Consider the following 15,962-nt stretch of genomic DNA (forward strand, 5'->3'; position numbering starts at 1 on the left):
ACACTTCTGTACCTGTTACTTTAGGTGCTCGGTGAGTGCGTAATTGAATACACAGAGTGTGTAACACGAGCAGTATCCGGACAACCTGGGACACGCGGTGGGGACTGGCGCGGTGAATACTTCCGGGGACGACGAGCCGCCGGACCCGGTGCTGCTCGCAGCCGTCCGTGCCGGTGATCTGCGGGCGAGCGGCGCGCTCTTCCGTCGGCACGTCGAGCCGATGCGCCGCACCGCCGCGCGCTGGCGCCACCAGCCGGCCGAGTGCGAAGACCTCGTCGCCGAGGCGTTCACGCGCGTGATCACCACCGTGCGCGCGGGCGGTGGGCCGCGGGGTGACGCCCGGCCGTACCTGATCGTCACCATGCGGAACCTGGCCGCGCGCTGGAGCCGGCACCACAACCGCGTGGACCTGTACGAGACGGTGCCCGAGCCGGCCGACGCGCGAGCCGTGGCCGAGGAGGAAGCGCTACTGCGCTCCGACGTCGACCTCGTGTGGTCGGCCTACTGCACGCTGCCGGGCCGGTGGCGAACGGTCCTGTGGCGCACCACCGCGGAGGGCGATTCGACCGCGGAAGCGGCGCTGCTGCTGGGTGTCTCGCCGAACGGCGCCGCGGTGCTCGCCGGACGGGCACGCGAGGGGCTGCGCCAGGCGTACCTGCAAGTGCAGGTGCCGCACGCCGAAGACCCGTACTGCGCAGAAGCGCGCCGCAACCTCGGTGCGTGGGTGCGCGGCGGGCTGTCGCGCAGGCGCTCGACGGTGATCGGCGGGCACGTCGCGGCCTGCGCGCCGTGCCGGGTCGTGACCGCGGGGCTCACGGAGGTCAACGACGAACTTCCGGCTTGAGGGGAATCGCAGGGGAACACCACGAGGAGGGGAACCATGAACGACGAACCACTGGTGCGCGGCCACCGCGTCACCTACCTGCCGGGCAAGCGCAAGCCCGGCCCCCAACGCCTGTGCCGGCGCGGCATCGTGACCGGCCCGCCCGTGCTCGACACCGACACCGACGTGACCTGGGTCCCGGTGCAGGCCGACGGCACCCACGAAACCGTGGCGGAATGGGTGCCCACCGACGCCATCATCGACGTGGTGGCCCCGACATGACGCAGCCCGACACGCCGATCTTCGACACGCTGATCATCGAGACCGGGCTCGACTGGCCCGACGAGCCGCCGGCCGACGAACCCTCCTGACGGCAGTATCTTCTTGCTGCCAGGCAAGGAAAACCGTCCGGGAGGAACCACTGTGAAGATCGGTCTCGTCGCGCCGCCGGATCTCGACGTCAGCCGGTTCGGCGCGTACGCGTGCCACGCCGAGCGGCTGGGGTTCGACGAGCTGTGGGTGGTGGAGGACTGCTTCTTCCGCGGCGGCATCGCGCAGGCGGCGGTGGCGCTGGCCCGGACCGAGCGCATCACGGTCGGCGTCGGCGTGCTGCCGGCCGCCGCGCGCAATGCCGCGTTCGCGGCGATGGAACTGGCGACGCTGGCCGGGATGTTCCCCGGCCGCGTGATCGCCGGGCTCGGGCACGGCATGCCCGGGTGGCTGCGGCAGGTCGGCGCGTGGCCGGCGAGCCCGCTCACGCTCCTGCGCGAGTACTTCACCACGGTGCGCGCGATCCTCGGCGGCGCGCGCGTGAGTCACGACGGTGCCGCCGTGCGACTGCGGGACGTGCAGCTGCAGAGCCCACCCACGGTCGTGCCGCCGCTGTACGCCGGAGTGCGCGGGCCGAAGTCGCTGGCGCTGGCCGCCGAGGTCGCGGACGGCACGATCCTGGCCGAGCCGGTCACGCCCGAATACCTGCGCGCGGTGCGGGAAATCGTCGGGCCGGGCCACGATCTGGTGGCCTACAACGTGGCCGCCGTCGACGATTCCCCCGACCACGCACGGGCGCTGGCCCGGCGGGCGCTCACCGCGATCGGCGAGCCGGACTGGGCGCCGCACCTCGCGCCGTTGCCGTTCGCCGGCGAGTTCGCGGCGTTGCGGCAGGCGGCCGGCTCAGGCGAAGAGTTCGCGGCGTTGCGGCAGGCGGCCGGCTCAGGCGAAGAGTTCGCGGCGGCGCTGCCCGACGAGTGGGTGGACCAGCTGGCCGTGGTCGGCACCCCCGCCGACGCGCGGGCGCGGCTGGCCGAACTCGAGGCCGCCGGGGCGGGTCACCTGGTGTTCATCCCGGCGGGGCCGGACCCCTTCGCCGCCGCGGAGTCGCTGGCCCGCGTACGAGCGTAGTTTGTATCGCTGACCGGAACAGGCGGGTCCCGAAAACGTCCTCGAAACGGTAAAGTGGCCGCCAGCGCGTGGTCACAACGTTCCTACCAGCGAAACACAACCAGAAGTCGAGGATCCCCGGTTTGAACAACCAGAGTACCGCCGGGCGCAAGCCCGCCGCCGCGCCCGACAACGCCGGCACCGAAGCGGCCGCGCGCGTCGCCGACGTGCTGCTGCTCTTCACGGGCGGGCCCCGGTACCTGGGGGTCAGCGCGATCAGCCGTGAGCTCGGGCTGGCGAAGGCCGTGGTGCACCGGATCCTGCAGTCGCTGGTGTCGCGCGAGATGCTGGCGACGGATCCCGGCGTGGCCGGCTACCGGCTGGGGCCGGCGGCGGTGGCGCTCGGCGCGAGCGCCCTGCGGCGGTTCGACGCGCGAACGGTGGCGACACCGGTTTTGCGGCGGCTGCGCGACGAGACCGGCGAGACGACGACGCTGTCCGGCTTGGTCGGGGACGAGCGGGTGTACCTCGATCAGTTCGAGAGCCCGCGCGAGATCAAGATGACCGTCGACATCGGACGGCGGTTTCCGCTGCACGCCGGGTCGTCCGGCAAGGTGATCCTGGCGTTTCTGCCGGAGGATCGGCAGGCGGCGGTTCTCGGTCGGGAGCTGCCTTCGTTGACGGAGAAGACCATCACCACCGCGGACGAGCTGCGGACGGTGCTGGCGGAGACCGCGCGCGAGGGCGTGGCGGTGTCCCTGGGCGAACGCCAGCCGGGCGCGGGCTCGGTGGCGGCGCCGCTGTTCGGGCCGGACGGCGAGATTCACGGGTCGATCAGCATTTGCGGGCCGCAGTACCGGTTCACACCGGAGGCGGTGGGCCGGTACCGGGGACTGGTGCGGGACGCGGCGGAGGAGATCCGGCACAGCTGGGAGTGGTTGCGGGAGCCGGGGGACTCTGCCGGGCACTGAGTCGTCCGTGCAGGCTGTGGGAACGCGAAAGTGGGCCCTCCGCCGCAAACGCGACGGGCCCTCTGCCCCAAGGATCAGCGTCCGCGCTTGAGGTACCGGACGACGGGAAGGTCCATTGTGTCCCGGACGAGCGCTGCGACGAGATCTTCCCGCACCAGTTCCCAGCCGTGCTGCGCGCGGCTCACGGACGGGACGAAGCGTGTCGACGTGAACCGGGGTGGACCGGACAACTCGCTGTCGGCCGAAGAGCCGGCCACCAAGTTCCGGCTGACCGCGACGCGGGGTGGTCACGGACGCGGTGGTGGACCGGATCACGGAACTCACGTACGGGCTGGCGGGCCTGGGTGAGCTGTGCGAGCTGACCGGGCTGCTGCACGCCTGACTCCTCACCGGGCGTGGCGTTTTCGGCGCTACGTCCGGCCGGTCACCACACTGTTCGCTGGTCGGCCGCCGCGTTCACCGGCGCTGGAAACTGCTCCGGTAGGCCTGCGGACTGGTGCCGACCACCCGCTTGAACCGGTCCCGGAACGACGTCGGCGACCCGAACCCGACCTCACCCGCGATGCGGTCGACACCGTGGTCTGTGGCTTCCAGCAGGTGCTGCGCCTGGCGGATGCGGGCGCGCAGCAGCCACTGCAACGGGCTGGTGCCGGTCTGTTCGCGGAAGCGGCGGTTGAGGGTGCGGCTGCTCATTCCGGCGTGCACGGCGATGTCGTCGAGCGTGAGGTCCTTCGCGCAGTTCTCGTCGAGCCAGCGCAGCACCGGTTCGAGTACCGAGCCGCGCGGTGTCGGCGCCTGGTCGTGCACGATGAACTGCGCCTGGCCGCCTTCGCGTTCGAGCGGCATCACCGAGAGGCGGGCGGCGTCGGCGGCCACCGCGGAGCCGTGGTCGCGGCGGATGAGGTGCAGGCAGAGGTCGAGACCCGCGGCGGCGCCGGCCGAGGTGAGCACGGCGCCGTTGTCGACGTAGAGCACGTCGGCGTCGACCTCGATCGCCGGGTGGCGCGCGGCGAGTTCGGGCGCGGCGGCCCAGTGCGTGGTGGCACGGTGGCCGTCGAGCAGGCCGGTGGCGGCGAGGATGAACGCGCCGGAGCAGATCGACGCGAGGCGCGCGCCGTTGGCCGCGGCCGCGCGTAGGGCTGCGACGACCTCGGCCGGCACGTCGGCGATCTCGGCGCGGCCGGGGATGATGATCGTGTCGGCCTCGGCGAGCGCTTCGAGGCCGTGGCGGACCTGGATCGTGAACGCGCCGGCGTCGATCACCGCGGTGGGCCCGCACACGCGTACGCGGTAGGCGGCGCGGCCGCCGGACAGGCGAGTGCGGGTGAAGACCTCGATGGGCGTGGCCAGATCGAACGGCACGACGTCGTCCAGGGCGAGGATCACCACGGAATGCATGGCGGGATTCTAGTGGTCGGCGGCGTTCTCGCCAACGCCCGATTCCTTCACTGTGGCTTCCCGGAGTTCACACCGGCTTCGCGCTGCGGGTATAGCGTGAGGCGCGTGACGCCGATCTTCCAGCTCTCCGACGAGCACGTGACCGCCGAAGCCGCCCTCGACCCCGTGGCGGCGACGATGCGCGGGATCACCACCCCCGACCCCGCCACGCTCACCGACTTCTCCCCCGACGGCTTCGACGCGCGCGCCGACCTGGCGCGGCGCACGCTCGCGACCCTGGCCACCCTCACGCCGGAGTCGACCGAAGACCGCATCGCGGGCGCGCACCTGAAGGAACGGCTCGAGGCGCAGCTCGCGTGGCACGACCTCGGCGAGCCGCTGCGCACGGTGAAGGCGCAGTTCGGCGTGCTGACTTCCTTGCGCGACACCGTGGACATGCTGCCGCGCACCGGCGACGACGACTGGCACGTGATCGGCGTGCGCCTGGCCGGTATCGAGACGATGCTGGCGGCCTGGCAGACGTCACTGCGGTCCGGCCTCGACCGCGGCCTCGTCGCGGCGCGTCGGCAGGCACTGGAGACGGCTTCACAGGCCGACCGGTTCGCCGGCGTGCACGAATCCCTGGTTTCCGCCTACGGCGACGGCCCGCTGTCGCGCGACCTTCGCTCCGCCGCCGACGCCGCGCACCGCGGTTACGCCGAGCTGGCCCGCTTCCTCCGCGAGGACTACGCCCCGCGCGCGACCACGACGGAGGGCGTCGGCGCCGAGCGCTACGCGGCCGGCGCGCGGCTGAGCCTCGGCGCGGACATCGACCTGGCCGAGGCGTACGAGTGGGGCTGGGCCGAGCTGGCGCGCATCGAGCAGGAGCTGGCGGCCGAGGCGGCCGCGGTCCGGCCGGGCGCCTCCGTGGCCGAAGCGATGGCACTACTGGACGAGCAGTACTTTGTGGACGGTGAACCGGCCTATGTGGACTGGCTGCGCGCCGCCCACGACCGCGCGATGGTCGACGCCGCCGCCCACTTCGACATCCCGGAACCCCTGCGCGCCATCGACGTGACCATCGCCCACGGTTCGGCCTCGGGCGCGCCGTACTACACCGGCCCCAGCGAAGACGCCTCCCGCCCGGGCCGCACCTGGTGGCCACTCGGCGGGCGCTCGCGGTTCGCCGTGTGGTCCGAACTCACCACGGTGTTCCACGAGGGCGTGCCGGGCCACCACCTGCAGATCGGCACCGCGAAGCTCACCGCCGACCGCGTGAGCCGCTTCGCGCGCGTGCACTCGGTGAGCGGCCACGCCGAGGGCTGGGCCCTCTACGCCGAACGCCTCGCCGACGAACTCGGCTGGTACACCCAGCCCGGCACCCGCCTCGGCATGCTCGCGGGCTCCGCCATGCGCGCCGCCCGCGTCGTGATCGACATCGGCGCCCACCTCGACCTCCCCCTGCCCGACGGCTCCCACTGGGACTTCCCCACGGCCTGCCGCATCCTCCACGACCGCGGCCTCGCGGCCGAACACCGCGTGCACGCCGAGGTCGTCCGTTATCTCGGCTGGCCGGGCCAAGCGATCGCGTACAAACTTGGGGAACGGTCTTGGCTGGCTGCCCGTGCAGAGGCGGCGGCGCGACCGGAGTTCTCGTTGCGGCAGTGGCATCAGGATGCGTTGGCGGTGGGTCCGGTGGGGTTGGCTTTGTTGCAGGATGCGTTGCGCTGACGCGGTGTCGGGGGTGGGTGTGCCGGACCGGCGCGCCCACACCTCGGCGTGCGGGGCCTCGCGCGCGAGGTCTACTCCAGATGGATTTCCTTCGTCACGACGGGAGAAACCGGTCAGATAGCGCGTTTCCGCTGATGCTCCGGTGCCGATCACCTGGTGGCGCGGGCCGAAAAGCGCAGGAGGCACTTCGCTTAATCCGGACGCCCGGCAGTCGAACGCGCTACGCTCGGACGGCCGCACCGCAACGAGATCGGCAGGTCGAGCGTGAACCCGTGGTGGCAAGCCGGGCTGTCACTCCTCGTCGGCTTGTTGACCGCGGCCGGCGCATTCCTCGGCGTGCGGCTGTCGGTCCGCGCCAACGATCGGGCCACCGTGCAGCGGGAGCTCTCCGCGCGACGCGAAGAGTGGTGGCGCAGGTTCACCTGGGCGGCCGAACTGGCGCTGGACGAGTCGCCGGTCCGCCGCGTCACCGGGTTGAAGCTGCTCGCGAAGCTGGCGCAGTCGGAGCTGGCCGAACGCGACGAGTGCTTGTTGCTGGATGTGTTCCAGGGGCGTGTACTGGACTCGTTGCTCGACGAACTCGACCAGCCAGACGAGGAGCGGTCGGCATCGTGACCCGACAGACCCCGTTCACCCCGGAGCAGGTCGCCGCGGCGCAGCTGCGCGTGATCCTGGACGAGAAGCTGAGCCGGGACACGCCCGATCTCGTGCGCCGCATCGCGAATTCGGGCTCCGGCGAGTCCGGTCCGCCGCCGACCGGAATGGACGGCAGCCCGCCACAGCCGCGGAAAGCGGGTGCCCCGGGCAGTGGTGCCGACCGGCTCGCGGATGCCACCCCCGAGGAGCGGGCGGAGTCCCGTCGGGCTTGGCGGGAGGAGATCGCGGGCGGCATGGGAATCGGCGCTACCCCAGCCGGATCGGGCGCGGGGCAGGCCCCGAACGAGGGCCCGATCGCGCCGGGCGGCAGCGGCGAGAGCCTGCACCGGGCCGAAGAGGCAGTCAAGGTGCTGGCCCAAACGCTCGCGACACTTCGGAGGTCGGGCGACCGGCGAGGTGCGGCGACTGTCTTCGGCTACCTCGCGGAGGCACTCGCCGAGGCTGACGAGGTTGCCGAGTCATCGGCGACAAGCCCGCCGACCGTCGACGTGGAGGGAACCATCGTTCGTCGGAAGCCGACGTGGCTGGTGGAAACCGACGATGTGTGGGGCACCGCCGAAGAACACCCGTCGAGGCCCTCCTCGCCCGAGTGAAACCCGTCAGACAGTGCGTTTCCGCTGATGCTCCACCACATCCAACAGCACCGTCTTGAACTGCGTATACGCCTCCCGCCCCAGCCTCCGCGCGTGGCGTTCCTGCAACGCCGTCATGATGCGCCCCGCGGCGCGCATTTCGGCGAGGCCGCGTTCGGTGGGGCAGATCAGCTTGGCGCGCCGGTCGGCGGGGTCGGGGCGGCGCTGGACGTAGCCCAACGCCTCCAGCTCGTCGATCATGGTGCCGATCACCTGTTTGTGCTGGCCCGACAGCCGGGACAACTCGGTGGCGCGTACGCCTTCGGTGTCGAGGTAGGCGAGGACGGCGCCGTGGCGGGGGTGGAGGTCGGCGAAACCCTGGGCGGCGAGGGAGGTGAAGAGTTCGTGTTGGACGGCGAACAGCAGCCGGCCCGCGAGGATGCCCAGGTCGGGGTTCGTTTCGTTCTTCTCGGCCCGGCTGACCACCGCTGCCGCCTCCTCCGCGTCGTCCGGTGGCGGCGTCCGCGCGCCCGGTGAGGAGGCAGTCTAGGCGACCGGTCAGTCGCGGTCTTCGGGGTTGACGTAGCCGTCTTCGAGGAGGCCGTGGCGGCGCACGACGGTGTCGAGCGCCGTGACCCAGTGCTGGTAGTACTCCCAGCGGCCCTTCTCGTCGTCGGGCGCCGACTGCCAGGAGCCGATGGCCGCGATCAGCTCGCGCTGGAAGTCCTCCCACGCGTAGTGGCCGAATTCGGACAGCGCCACCGCGAGGCCGAACGCGCGCCGCTGCCACTCGGCGTCGAACACGGGCTGCTCGAGGTCCGTGGAGCAGGACGAGTGGAACTTGACGTGGCCGGACTCGTCGTAGTCCAGCGTGCTGATGTCGATCGCCACGGTCGTCCCCTCACGCCGCCGGGCCCGCGAGGGCCACGCCGATCATCGACTCGGTCGTCACGAGCTCCGCGAGCTGTTCCTCGCTCCAGCCCTCCGTGCCCGCGGGCCGCGCCGGCACCACGAACCACCGCGAGTGCCCGCTCGAATCCCACACGCGCACCTCGGTGTCGTCGTCGAGGCGCACGCCCAGCTCGGCCAGCACCACGCGCGGCTCGCGCGCCGCGCGGGCGCGGAACACCGGGTCCTTGTACCAATACGGCGGCAGGCCCAGCACCGGCCACGGGAAACACGAGCACAGCGAGCAGATCACCAGGTTGTGCACACCGGGCTCGTTCACCACGGCGGCGATGTGCTCACCCTCGGCGCCGGCCATGCCCTCGGGCAGGTCGAGCTGCGCGATCGCCCGCGGCGTGTCCGTAGCCAGCAGCCGCGCGAATTCCGGGTCCACCCACGCGCGGGCCACGATCTTCTTGCCGTTGAGCGGCGTCATCTCCGACTCGAAGTAGCCGAGCACCTTGTCCACAGTGGACCCGGTGATCACGCCCTTCTCGATCAGCAGCGCCTCGAGCGCCTGCACTTGCGCCGCGCTCGCCTCTTCGCGGTCGGCGGGGTAGGAGAACAGCTCGCTCATCGGTCTCCACTTCGGGTCAGGTAGGCCTCGTACAGCTCGGCGTAGAGCGGGCCGGCCGCGCGCTCGGTTTCCTCGCCCCACAGCTCTTCGGGCTCGAACCGCACGATGTACACCGACATCGGTTCGCCGAGCCCGTCGCCGCCGGTGGAGACGAAGTACGAGTAGTTGCCTTCGAACACGCGCTCCACGCGGCCGCGGTGCCCGCGCAGGTAACCGGGCAGCCGCGTGTGCTCGGTCGCCGGCGGGTTGCGCACCACGATCTCGTCGCCCACTGCGAACGCGGGCGTGGCCGGGCCGCGCCTCGGCGTGTCCCCGCGCCGCAGGTAGTCGAGCACCTGGTCGTCGACGGGACTGGCGGCCGCTTCGGCGGCTTCGCGCTCGGCCGGCTGCTCGCGGAAGCGCTGCGTGGCCGCGTCGAGCTCTTCCTGCGTGAGATAACCCTGCTCCACGAGGTACGCGCTGATGCCGCCCAGCCACTTCTCGTAGTAGCGGTACTTGAAGTACTCGAACGGGTGCATCGCCTCCGCGCCCGAACGCAGGTGCGCCCACGTCCACGTGGTGCGGAACGTGGTGGGCACGGCGTCGAGGTCATAGTCGGGCACCGAATCGCGCAGCGAGGCGCTCAGGCCCATCATCGCCGCGTGGATGCCGAAGATGCGCTTCTCCCAGTCTTCGACGAACACCCGCTTCTCGTAGTCCAACGGGAACCCCTCGAGGCCCTCGAGACCGCCGAGACCGTGTTGCAGCTTCATCCTGGGCACCGCCTTCGCGTCGTCCACGAAGAAGCTAACACCGCGTAACCGCCCGGCAGCGGACACGCAGCCCACACATCCGGCCCTTTCCTGTGGCCGGGAGCCGTCGTAGATTCCCTGGGTGGGCCTGTCGAGACCGAGTGTCCCGGTCGCCGTGCTCGTGTTCGACGGCGTCCGGCTGCTCGACGTCACCGGCCCGCTGGAGGTGTTCGACGTCGCCGCCGAACTGGGCACCGGCTACGTCGTCACGGTGTGTTCCCCCGACGGCCGCGACATCACCACGTCGAGCGGCTTGCGCCTCGGCGTGGACTGCGCCGTGGCCGAGGTCGCCGACGTCGACACGCTCGTGGTGCCCGGCGGCGAATGCCTGGTGAAACCCGGTGCGGACGCCGAACTGCTCGGCGCCATCGGGCACCTGTCCCGCGGCGCGCGGCGCGTCACGTCGGTGTGCGCGGGCGCTTTCGCGCTCGGCGCCGCCGGCATGCTCGACGGCCGCCGCGCCACCACCCACTGGCGCCACGCCGACCTGTTGCAGGAGCGCTACCCGGCCGCCGAGGTCGACGCCGAAGCCATCTACGTGCGCGACGGCCGCGTGCTCACCTCCGCCGGCGTCAGCTCCGGCATCGACCTCGCGCTGGCCCTGGTCGAAGAGGACGCCGGCGACGTCCTGGCCCACGAGATCGCACGCGAACTGGTGGTGTTCATGCGCCGCCGCGGCGCCCAGCCCCAGCTTTCCGTGCCCGCGCGCACGCCGCGTCCACGCCGCGACCTCGTCCGCACCCTCTGCGACGAGGTCGCCGCCGACCCGGCCGGCGACCACTGCCTCACGAGCATGGCTCAGCGCGCGGGCCTCAGCACGCGCCACCTTTCCCGGCTCTTCAAGGAAGGCACGGGCCAGACGCCGGCCACGTACGTCGCCGCCGTGCGTCGCGAGGCGGCCGTCGCGCTCGTGCTGAGCGGGGAAACCGTGGCGGCCGCGGCACGGCGCAGTGGTCTGGGCAGCGACGAGACACTGCGCCGCCACCTGCGGGCGCACCCGGAGGACTAGCGAACTCCGCGCGCAACGAGTCCGTTGTGGACGGACCTCAGCCGGCCGCGCACGCGTCGCACGTGCCCCACCACGTGACCTCGGCCGCTTCCACGCGGAAGCCCGGCGCGGTCACGGGTTCGAGGCACGGCGGGGCGCCCACGGCGCACGGCACGTCCTGGATCGCGCCGCAGCGGCGGCACACGAGGTGGTGGTGGTTGTCGTGCAGTTGCGGCTCGAAGCGCGCGGGCGAGCCGGCGGGTTCGAGTGAGCGCAGAAGATCGGCGGACACGAGGTCTTCGAGGACGTTGTAGAGGCCCTGGCGCGAGAGACCGCCGGCCGCGCCGTCGGCTTCGAGGGTGATGGCGAGCTCTGCCGCCGTCGAGTGCGGGTGGCGTTCGACGGCGGCCAGCACCGCGCGCCGCTGCGGCGTGTTGCGCAGGCCCTTGTCGCGCAGCCGCACCCCGAATCCGTCCATTCAGGCAGGGTACCTCAGAATGGACTGCATCAAGTCTGTCGTGCACTAGCTCACAGCCGACCCCCCGTGAGCACCTCAAACCTGCCCGCCACCTGCCGATCCGTCACCGCCGCAGCAAGACTTGACTCTCTCTGACAATTGACTCCATCAACTCTAGGGACTACAAAGAGTCCTGTGCCTCCCACACCCACGCTTCCCCAGCCCGGCAACCTCGACGCCGGCGCTCGCCTGCGCCGCGCCGGTCTGCGCGTGACCACCGCGCGCCAGGTCGTGCTCGAGACCCTCGCCGAGCAGCCGCACACCACCGTCGCGGAGCTGCTCCCCCACGTGCGCGACCGCCTCCGGTTCGCGTCGACCCGCGCGGTTCACGACGTGCTCGCCACCGGAGTGTCCGCCGGGCTCGTGCGGCGCTTCGACACCGTCGGCGTCGCGCAGCGCTACGAGCTCACCGGGCCCGAGCACGGCCACCTGCTGTGCACGAACTGCGGCCGCCTCGACACCCTCGGCACGCACGAAGAAGCCGCGATCCACACCGGCCTGTGCTCCCACTGCGCTCCCGACGGGCACGCGCACGCCGAACCCGCCCGCTGAGCGGGATTCCGCCACACCCCGTCGTCGCTCGGGTGCGGTCGGAGATGGTGCCGTTTCGAAACGATCTCGGCACCCACTGAGGACGAGCGGCTTGTGTGAAACTCCTCGACATGCCGAGGAGGGGGTTGGCCACACCGTGGTCGCGCGCGGTGCGGACGGGGTGGCGCAATCCGGCGGTGGTGATCGCCGTCGCGGCGGCCGCGGTGCTCGTGGCGCTGCCCGCCACCGCCGTCGCGCTGTTCCTTTCGGCCGCGGGCAACGCGACGCTTCAGCAGCAGACTTCGCTCGCCTGCCAGTGGGCCGTCGGCGCGCAGTGGCAAGGCGGCCTGCCGATGCGGCGGAGCGATCCCACCGAGCCCGAGCCCGTCGGCAGAGCGCTGTACGACACCCGCACGAAGCTCGCGAGCCAGGCCCTCGCCGACGTGCCGAAGGCCTCGCACACGGTGACGACCGTGCTGGCCGGCGCGTCCGTGGAAACGGCGACGCGCACGCCGACGCACCCGGAACAGACCATCCTCAACCTCGTCTCCCGCACCGGGTTCGAGAACCACCTCCAGGTCGTGCAACGCGGCACCGGGCCGGGCATCTGGTTGCCCGACCAGTTCGCCGCGCTCAAGAACCTGCACGCCGGTGACCTGGTCGACGTCCGCGGCGGATCGCGTAACAGCCTCGCGCCCTCCGGCAAGGCCGCGGTGCCGGATTCCGGGGTCACGCGGCAGCTGCGCGTCGCGGGGATCTACCGCGACCTGCGGTCGATGCCCGACCAGCCGTACTGGTGCAGCATCGCCGGCGTCTACCGGGGTGATCCGCTGGCCAACGTCGGCACCTACCCGGTCGCGCTCGTCTCGCCCGACGACTTCTTCTCCCTCACCACACCCGATTCCGGCGTGCAGAACCTCGTCGAGAGCTCGGTCGACACCACCGGCATGACCACGGCGAGCGCACCCGCGGTCGTCGCCGGGCTCGAACACGTGCGCACCCGCACCGAAAACCCCGCCGATCCGCTGGAGCACGCCTTCCACCGCTTCGGCAGCACCGAGTACACCTCCTCGCTCGGCGGCATGGTGACCCGTGCCGACCAGGTCACGGCGCAGCTGGCCACCACCGTCGTGCCGATGGGCGCGGTCGGCGCGCTGGCGGGGCTGGTGATCGCGGCCGCCGCGGGCTCGTTCTGGGTGGACCGGCGCAAAGCCGAGCTGGCCGTGTTGTCGTCGCGCGGAGTCGGGCCGGCGGCGCTGGTCGGCAAGGCGGTGCTCGAAGTCGGCACCGTCGTGGTGCTCGGCAGCGCCCTCGGCTGGCTCGCCGCGCGCTACCTCGTGGCGGAGCTGGGGCCGAGCCCGCTCGTGACACCGGGCGCGCTCACCGGGTCCGTGATCGGCGCGGCCGCCGCGTTGCTGGTCACGCTCGGCGCCATCGCAGTGGCGAGCGGGCGGCGCATCACCGCGATGTTCGACGCGCACACCACCCGCCGCCGCAATTGGCCGTGGGAGCTGCTGCCGCTCGGCGCCGCGCTCGTCTGCTACTTCGTGCTCGGCGACGATCCGGAAGCCGGTGCCGGCGCGGCCGGCAGCGTCGCCCGGATCCCGCCGCGGCTGATCGTGGTGCCGCTGCTGCTGGTGATCGGGCTGGCGCTGCTGGCCGCGCGGATCGTGCGCTTCACCGTGGTGCGCGTGCGGCCGGTTTCACTGCACCGGGCCGTCGCTTTCCTTTCGTGGCGGCGGCTCGCCTCGGCGCCGGCGGCCGCGGCCGTGCTGATCGCCGCCACGGCGATCCCGATCGCGCTGTCGGTGTACGCGACCACGGTCACCGGCTCGGTCGACCGCACGCTGCACGCCGAGGGCCAGCTCGTGGTCGGCACCGACGTGGTGGTGGACCTCACCGGGCCCGCGCAAGCGCCGCCGGGGTTCGCGGCGAGCTTCGCCGACCGCTACGACTCCGCCGCGATCGGGCACACCACCGTGAACGTGATCGGCGTCGACCCGGCCACGTTCCCGGACACCGCCTTCTGGGACAACGCCTTGCCGGGCCCCACGCTCGACGACCTGATCGCGAGTCTCACCGCGCCCGGCGCTCCCGTCGGTGTGCTCGCCGGGATTCCCGGCACGAACGGGCCGACGAACGTGACCATCAACGGCCACACCGTGTCGTTCGAGGTCACGAGCGTCGCGCAGCTGCCCGGCAAGAGCGCCGGCTTCCCGCTGATGTTCGTGCGGCGCGACGTGCTGGCCGGGCTGGCCGGCGAGAACCTGCACCACGAGCTGTGGCTGCGCGGCGACCCCGATCGCATCATCCCAGCGCTGTCGGTCGCCCACGTGCCGGTCGGCACCCTCGGCCAGGCCGGCGACGTGACCGCCAACGGCGTGTACGCGGCGATCACGTACACGTTCCTGTTCCTCACCGCGGTTTCCGTGCTGGCCGGCGCGATCGTGCTCGTGGGGCTGTTGCTGTACCTGAACTCCCGGGCCCGCGCGCGCCGCAGCGCGTACTTGTTGTTGCGCCGCATGGACATCGGCCCCCGCGCGCACTGGCGGGCCCTGCTCTACGAGGTCGGCGGACTGCTGGCCACCGGCTTCGTCGCGGGCCTCGGGTTCGCGGCGATCGCGGTGGCCGTGACGAGCGCGGGTTACGACCTCGACCCGGCCGCCGCGCCGGGCACGCTGATCTCCGCGCCGTGGTCGCTCACCGCGCGCCTGGCCGCGGCGACGCTGCTGGCCGCCGTGCTCGCCACGCTCGCCGCCCAGCGCGCGGTGTCGCGCGCCCGCCCGTCGGAGGTGCTCCGTGACACCAACTGAGGCGCTCCGCTGCGAGGACGTGCACCAGACCTACCAGACCGCGACGCACGAAGTCGTGGCGCTGCAGGAGGTTTCGGTGTCCGCCGCGCGCGGCCGGGTCACCGCGCTCGTCGGGCCGTCGGGCTCCGGGAAGTCGACGCTGCTGCGGATCCTCGCCTGTCTCGAGCGGCCCGTGCGCGGCCGGGTCGAGATCGACGGCGTCGACGCGACCGCGATGTCCGCGCGAGGCCGCCGCGGTCTTCGGCGCCGACGGCTGGGGTACGTGTTCCAGAACCCCGTGGACAACCTGCTCGGTTACCTCACCGTGGACGAGCACCTCGAGCTCGCCGCCCGCCTGCGCGGCACCGGCCGCCCGTCGGGTGAACTGCTCGCGACGCTCGGCCTCGGCCACCGCGGCGACAGCCGGCCCAGCGGCCTCTCCGGTGGTGAGCAGCAACGCGTGGCGCTGGCCTTCGCCGCCGCAGGTGATCCGGCGGCGCTGCTCGCGGACGAGCCGACGGCCCAGCTCGACCGAGCCTCGGCCCACCTCGTGGGTGACGCCGTGCGGCGGCTGGCCGCGCTCGGGCACGCCGTGGTGGTCGCGACCCACGATCCCGAACTGGTGGCCGTGGCCGACGACGTGGTGGAACTCGTGGACGGACGCATCCGATGACCGTGCTGACGCTGGCCGAGGTGTCGAAGAGCTACCGCGGCACGCAGGTGCTGCGCCCGATCAGCTTCGAGCTGCACCCGGGTGAGCTCGTGGCGCTGACTGGTCCGTCGGGCTCCGGCAAGAGCACGCTGCTGATGATCGCCGGCGGCTGGGAAACCCCGGACACCGGCACGGTCACGCCCGGCGCACCGCTGCCCGCCGTCCCGATGGCCCGGATGCCCTGGCAGCACTTGGGGTTCGTGCCGCAGTCGATCGGGCTGTTCGAAGAGCTGACCGTGGCCGACAACCTCGCCTTCGCCGCCCGGACCGTCGATACCGGCGCGGATCTGGCGAAGCTGCTGGAAACCCTCGACCTCGCGAAGTTCGCCGACCGTCTGCCCACGGAAATCTCGCGCGGGGAACAACAACGCGCCGCGGTCGGCCGCGCCCTGGCGACGGCGCCGGCCCTCGTGCTCGCCGACGAACCGACGTCACACCAGGACCGCACCCACGCCGAAGTGGTCCTCGCGCGCCTGCGCACCGCGGCCGACGCCGGTGCGGCCGTGCTCGTCGCCAGCCACGACCCGCTGCTGGCGGCGCACACCGACCGCACGATCGCGCTCACGGGAGCCGGCGCCGAGCACTGAGGCCGCACGCG

General features: G+C 72.2%; 18 protein-coding genes. 12 read left to right on the forward strand and 6 right to left on the reverse strand.

Annotated elements, in window-relative coordinates:
* Positions 1-112 precede the first annotated feature (112 nt).
* The 4 genes from VSH64_RS26105 (at position 113) to VSH64_RS26120 (ending at position 3,174) form a co-directional block, all read left to right on the forward strand.
* Positions 113-844: a sigma-70 family RNA polymerase sigma factor gene (locus tag VSH64_RS26105; RefSeq protein ID WP_326565322.1), complete on the forward strand. Its 732-nt coding sequence runs from the start codon at positions 113-115 to the stop codon at positions 842-844.
* 36 nt (positions 845-880) lie between these two features.
* Positions 881-1,105, forward strand: a complete 225-nt coding sequence (locus VSH64_RS26110) for a hypothetical protein (RefSeq protein ID WP_326565323.1) — start codon at positions 881-883, stop codon at positions 1,103-1,105.
* A gap of 141 nt (positions 1,106-1,246) precedes the next feature.
* A complete protein-coding gene (locus VSH64_RS26115) occupies positions 1,247-2,224 on the forward strand; it encodes an LLM class flavin-dependent oxidoreductase (protein WP_326565324.1) in 978 nt (325 codons plus the stop codon).
* Between the two features lie 122 nt (positions 2,225-2,346).
* Positions 2,347-3,174, forward strand: coding sequence for an IclR family transcriptional regulator (locus VSH64_RS26120; RefSeq protein WP_326565325.1), 828 nt, complete (start codon positions 2,347-2,349; stop codon positions 3,172-3,174).
* Positions 3,175-3,630: 456 nt separating this feature from the next.
* Here the strand turns inward: VSH64_RS26120 and VSH64_RS26125 are convergent, their stop codons facing one another.
* Positions 3,631-4,572 carry a GlxA family transcriptional regulator gene (locus VSH64_RS26125; RefSeq protein ID WP_326565326.1) on the reverse strand — a complete coding sequence of 314 codons (942 nt, stop codon included), beginning with the start codon at positions 4,570-4,572 and terminating at the stop codon, positions 3,631-3,633.
* Between the two features lie 105 nt (positions 4,573-4,677).
* Between VSH64_RS26125 and VSH64_RS26130 the strand changes: the two genes are divergently transcribed.
* From VSH64_RS26130 to VSH64_RS26140, 3 genes are all read left to right on the forward strand, one after another.
* A complete protein-coding gene (locus tag VSH64_RS26130) occupies positions 4,678-6,282 on the forward strand; it encodes a DUF885 domain-containing protein (RefSeq protein WP_326565327.1) in 1,605 nt (534 codons plus the stop codon).
* Between the two features lie 264 nt (positions 6,283-6,546).
* Complete coding sequence (locus VSH64_RS26135; RefSeq protein ID WP_326565328.1) at positions 6,547-6,897, forward strand: hypothetical protein; 351 nt, start codon at positions 6,547-6,549, stop codon at positions 6,895-6,897.
* Positions 6,894-7,532: a hypothetical protein gene (locus VSH64_RS26140; RefSeq protein WP_326565329.1), complete on the forward strand. Its 639-nt coding sequence runs from the start codon at positions 6,894-6,896 to the stop codon at positions 7,530-7,532. Before VSH64_RS26135 ends, VSH64_RS26140 begins: the two co-directional genes overlap by 4 nt.
* Before the next feature lie 6 nt (positions 7,533-7,538).
* Here VSH64_RS26140 and VSH64_RS26145 read toward each other — a convergent pair whose 3' ends face one another.
* From VSH64_RS26145 to nthB, 4 genes are all read right to left on the reverse strand, one after another.
* The gene (locus tag VSH64_RS26145; protein ID WP_326565330.1) at positions 7,539-7,997 is read right to left on the reverse strand and encodes a MarR family winged helix-turn-helix transcriptional regulator; all 459 of its coding nucleotides are present in this window, start codon (positions 7,995-7,997) and stop codon (positions 7,539-7,541) included.
* Positions 7,998-8,069: 72 nt separating this feature from the next.
* On the reverse strand, positions 8,070-8,402 hold the full coding sequence (locus tag VSH64_RS26150) for a nitrile hydratase accessory protein (RefSeq protein WP_326565331.1): 333 nt from the start codon (positions 8,400-8,402) through the stop codon (positions 8,070-8,072).
* A gap of 10 nt (positions 8,403-8,412) precedes the next feature.
* Complete coding sequence (gene nthA, locus VSH64_RS26155; protein ID WP_326565332.1) at positions 8,413-9,033, reverse strand: nitrile hydratase subunit alpha; 621 nt, start codon at positions 9,031-9,033, stop codon at positions 8,413-8,415.
* Positions 9,030-9,785, reverse strand: coding sequence for a nitrile hydratase subunit beta (gene nthB / locus VSH64_RS26160; protein WP_326565333.1), 756 nt, complete (start codon positions 9,783-9,785; stop codon positions 9,030-9,032). The genes nthA and nthB overlap by 4 nt, the downstream gene beginning before the upstream one ends.
* A 121-nt stretch (positions 9,786-9,906) precedes the next feature.
* Between nthB and VSH64_RS26165 the strand changes: the two genes are divergently transcribed.
* Positions 9,907-10,833, forward strand: coding sequence for a GlxA family transcriptional regulator (locus VSH64_RS26165; protein WP_326565334.1), 927 nt, complete (start codon positions 9,907-9,909; stop codon positions 10,831-10,833).
* Positions 10,834-10,870: 37 nt separating this feature from the next.
* Here the strand turns inward: VSH64_RS26165 and VSH64_RS26170 are convergent, their stop codons facing one another.
* Positions 10,871-11,290 (reverse strand): Fur family transcriptional regulator, encoded by a 420-nt coding sequence (locus tag VSH64_RS26170; RefSeq protein WP_326565335.1) that lies wholly within the window; start codon positions 11,288-11,290, stop codon positions 10,871-10,873.
* Between the two features lie 174 nt (positions 11,291-11,464).
* On the opposite strand from VSH64_RS26170, the gene VSH64_RS26175 reads away from it, so the two are divergent.
* The 4 genes from VSH64_RS26175 (at position 11,465) to VSH64_RS26190 (ending at position 15,951) form a co-directional block, all read left to right on the forward strand.
* A complete protein-coding gene (locus VSH64_RS26175; RefSeq protein ID WP_326565336.1) occupies positions 11,465-11,881 on the forward strand; it encodes a Fur family transcriptional regulator in 417 nt (138 codons plus the stop codon).
* Between the two features lie 125 nt (positions 11,882-12,006).
* Entirely contained in the window at positions 12,007-14,673 is a 2,667-nt protein-coding gene (locus VSH64_RS26180) for an ABC transporter permease (RefSeq protein WP_326565337.1), read from the forward strand.
* On the forward strand, positions 14,660-15,325 hold the full coding sequence (locus tag VSH64_RS26185) for an ABC transporter ATP-binding protein (protein ID WP_326565338.1): 666 nt from the start codon (positions 14,660-14,662) through the stop codon (positions 15,323-15,325). Before VSH64_RS26180 ends, VSH64_RS26185 begins: the two co-directional genes overlap by 14 nt.
* On the forward strand, positions 15,322-15,951 hold the full coding sequence (locus VSH64_RS26190; protein WP_326565339.1) for an ABC transporter ATP-binding protein: 630 nt from the start codon (positions 15,322-15,324) through the stop codon (positions 15,949-15,951). Before VSH64_RS26185 ends, VSH64_RS26190 begins: the two co-directional genes overlap by 4 nt.
* Positions 15,952-15,962: the final 11 nt, after the last annotated feature.

This window comes from Amycolatopsis rhabdoformis (genome assembly GCF_035918295.1).
Classification (GTDB): domain Bacteria; phylum Actinomycetota; class Actinomycetes; order Mycobacteriales; family Pseudonocardiaceae; genus Amycolatopsis; species Amycolatopsis rhabdoformis.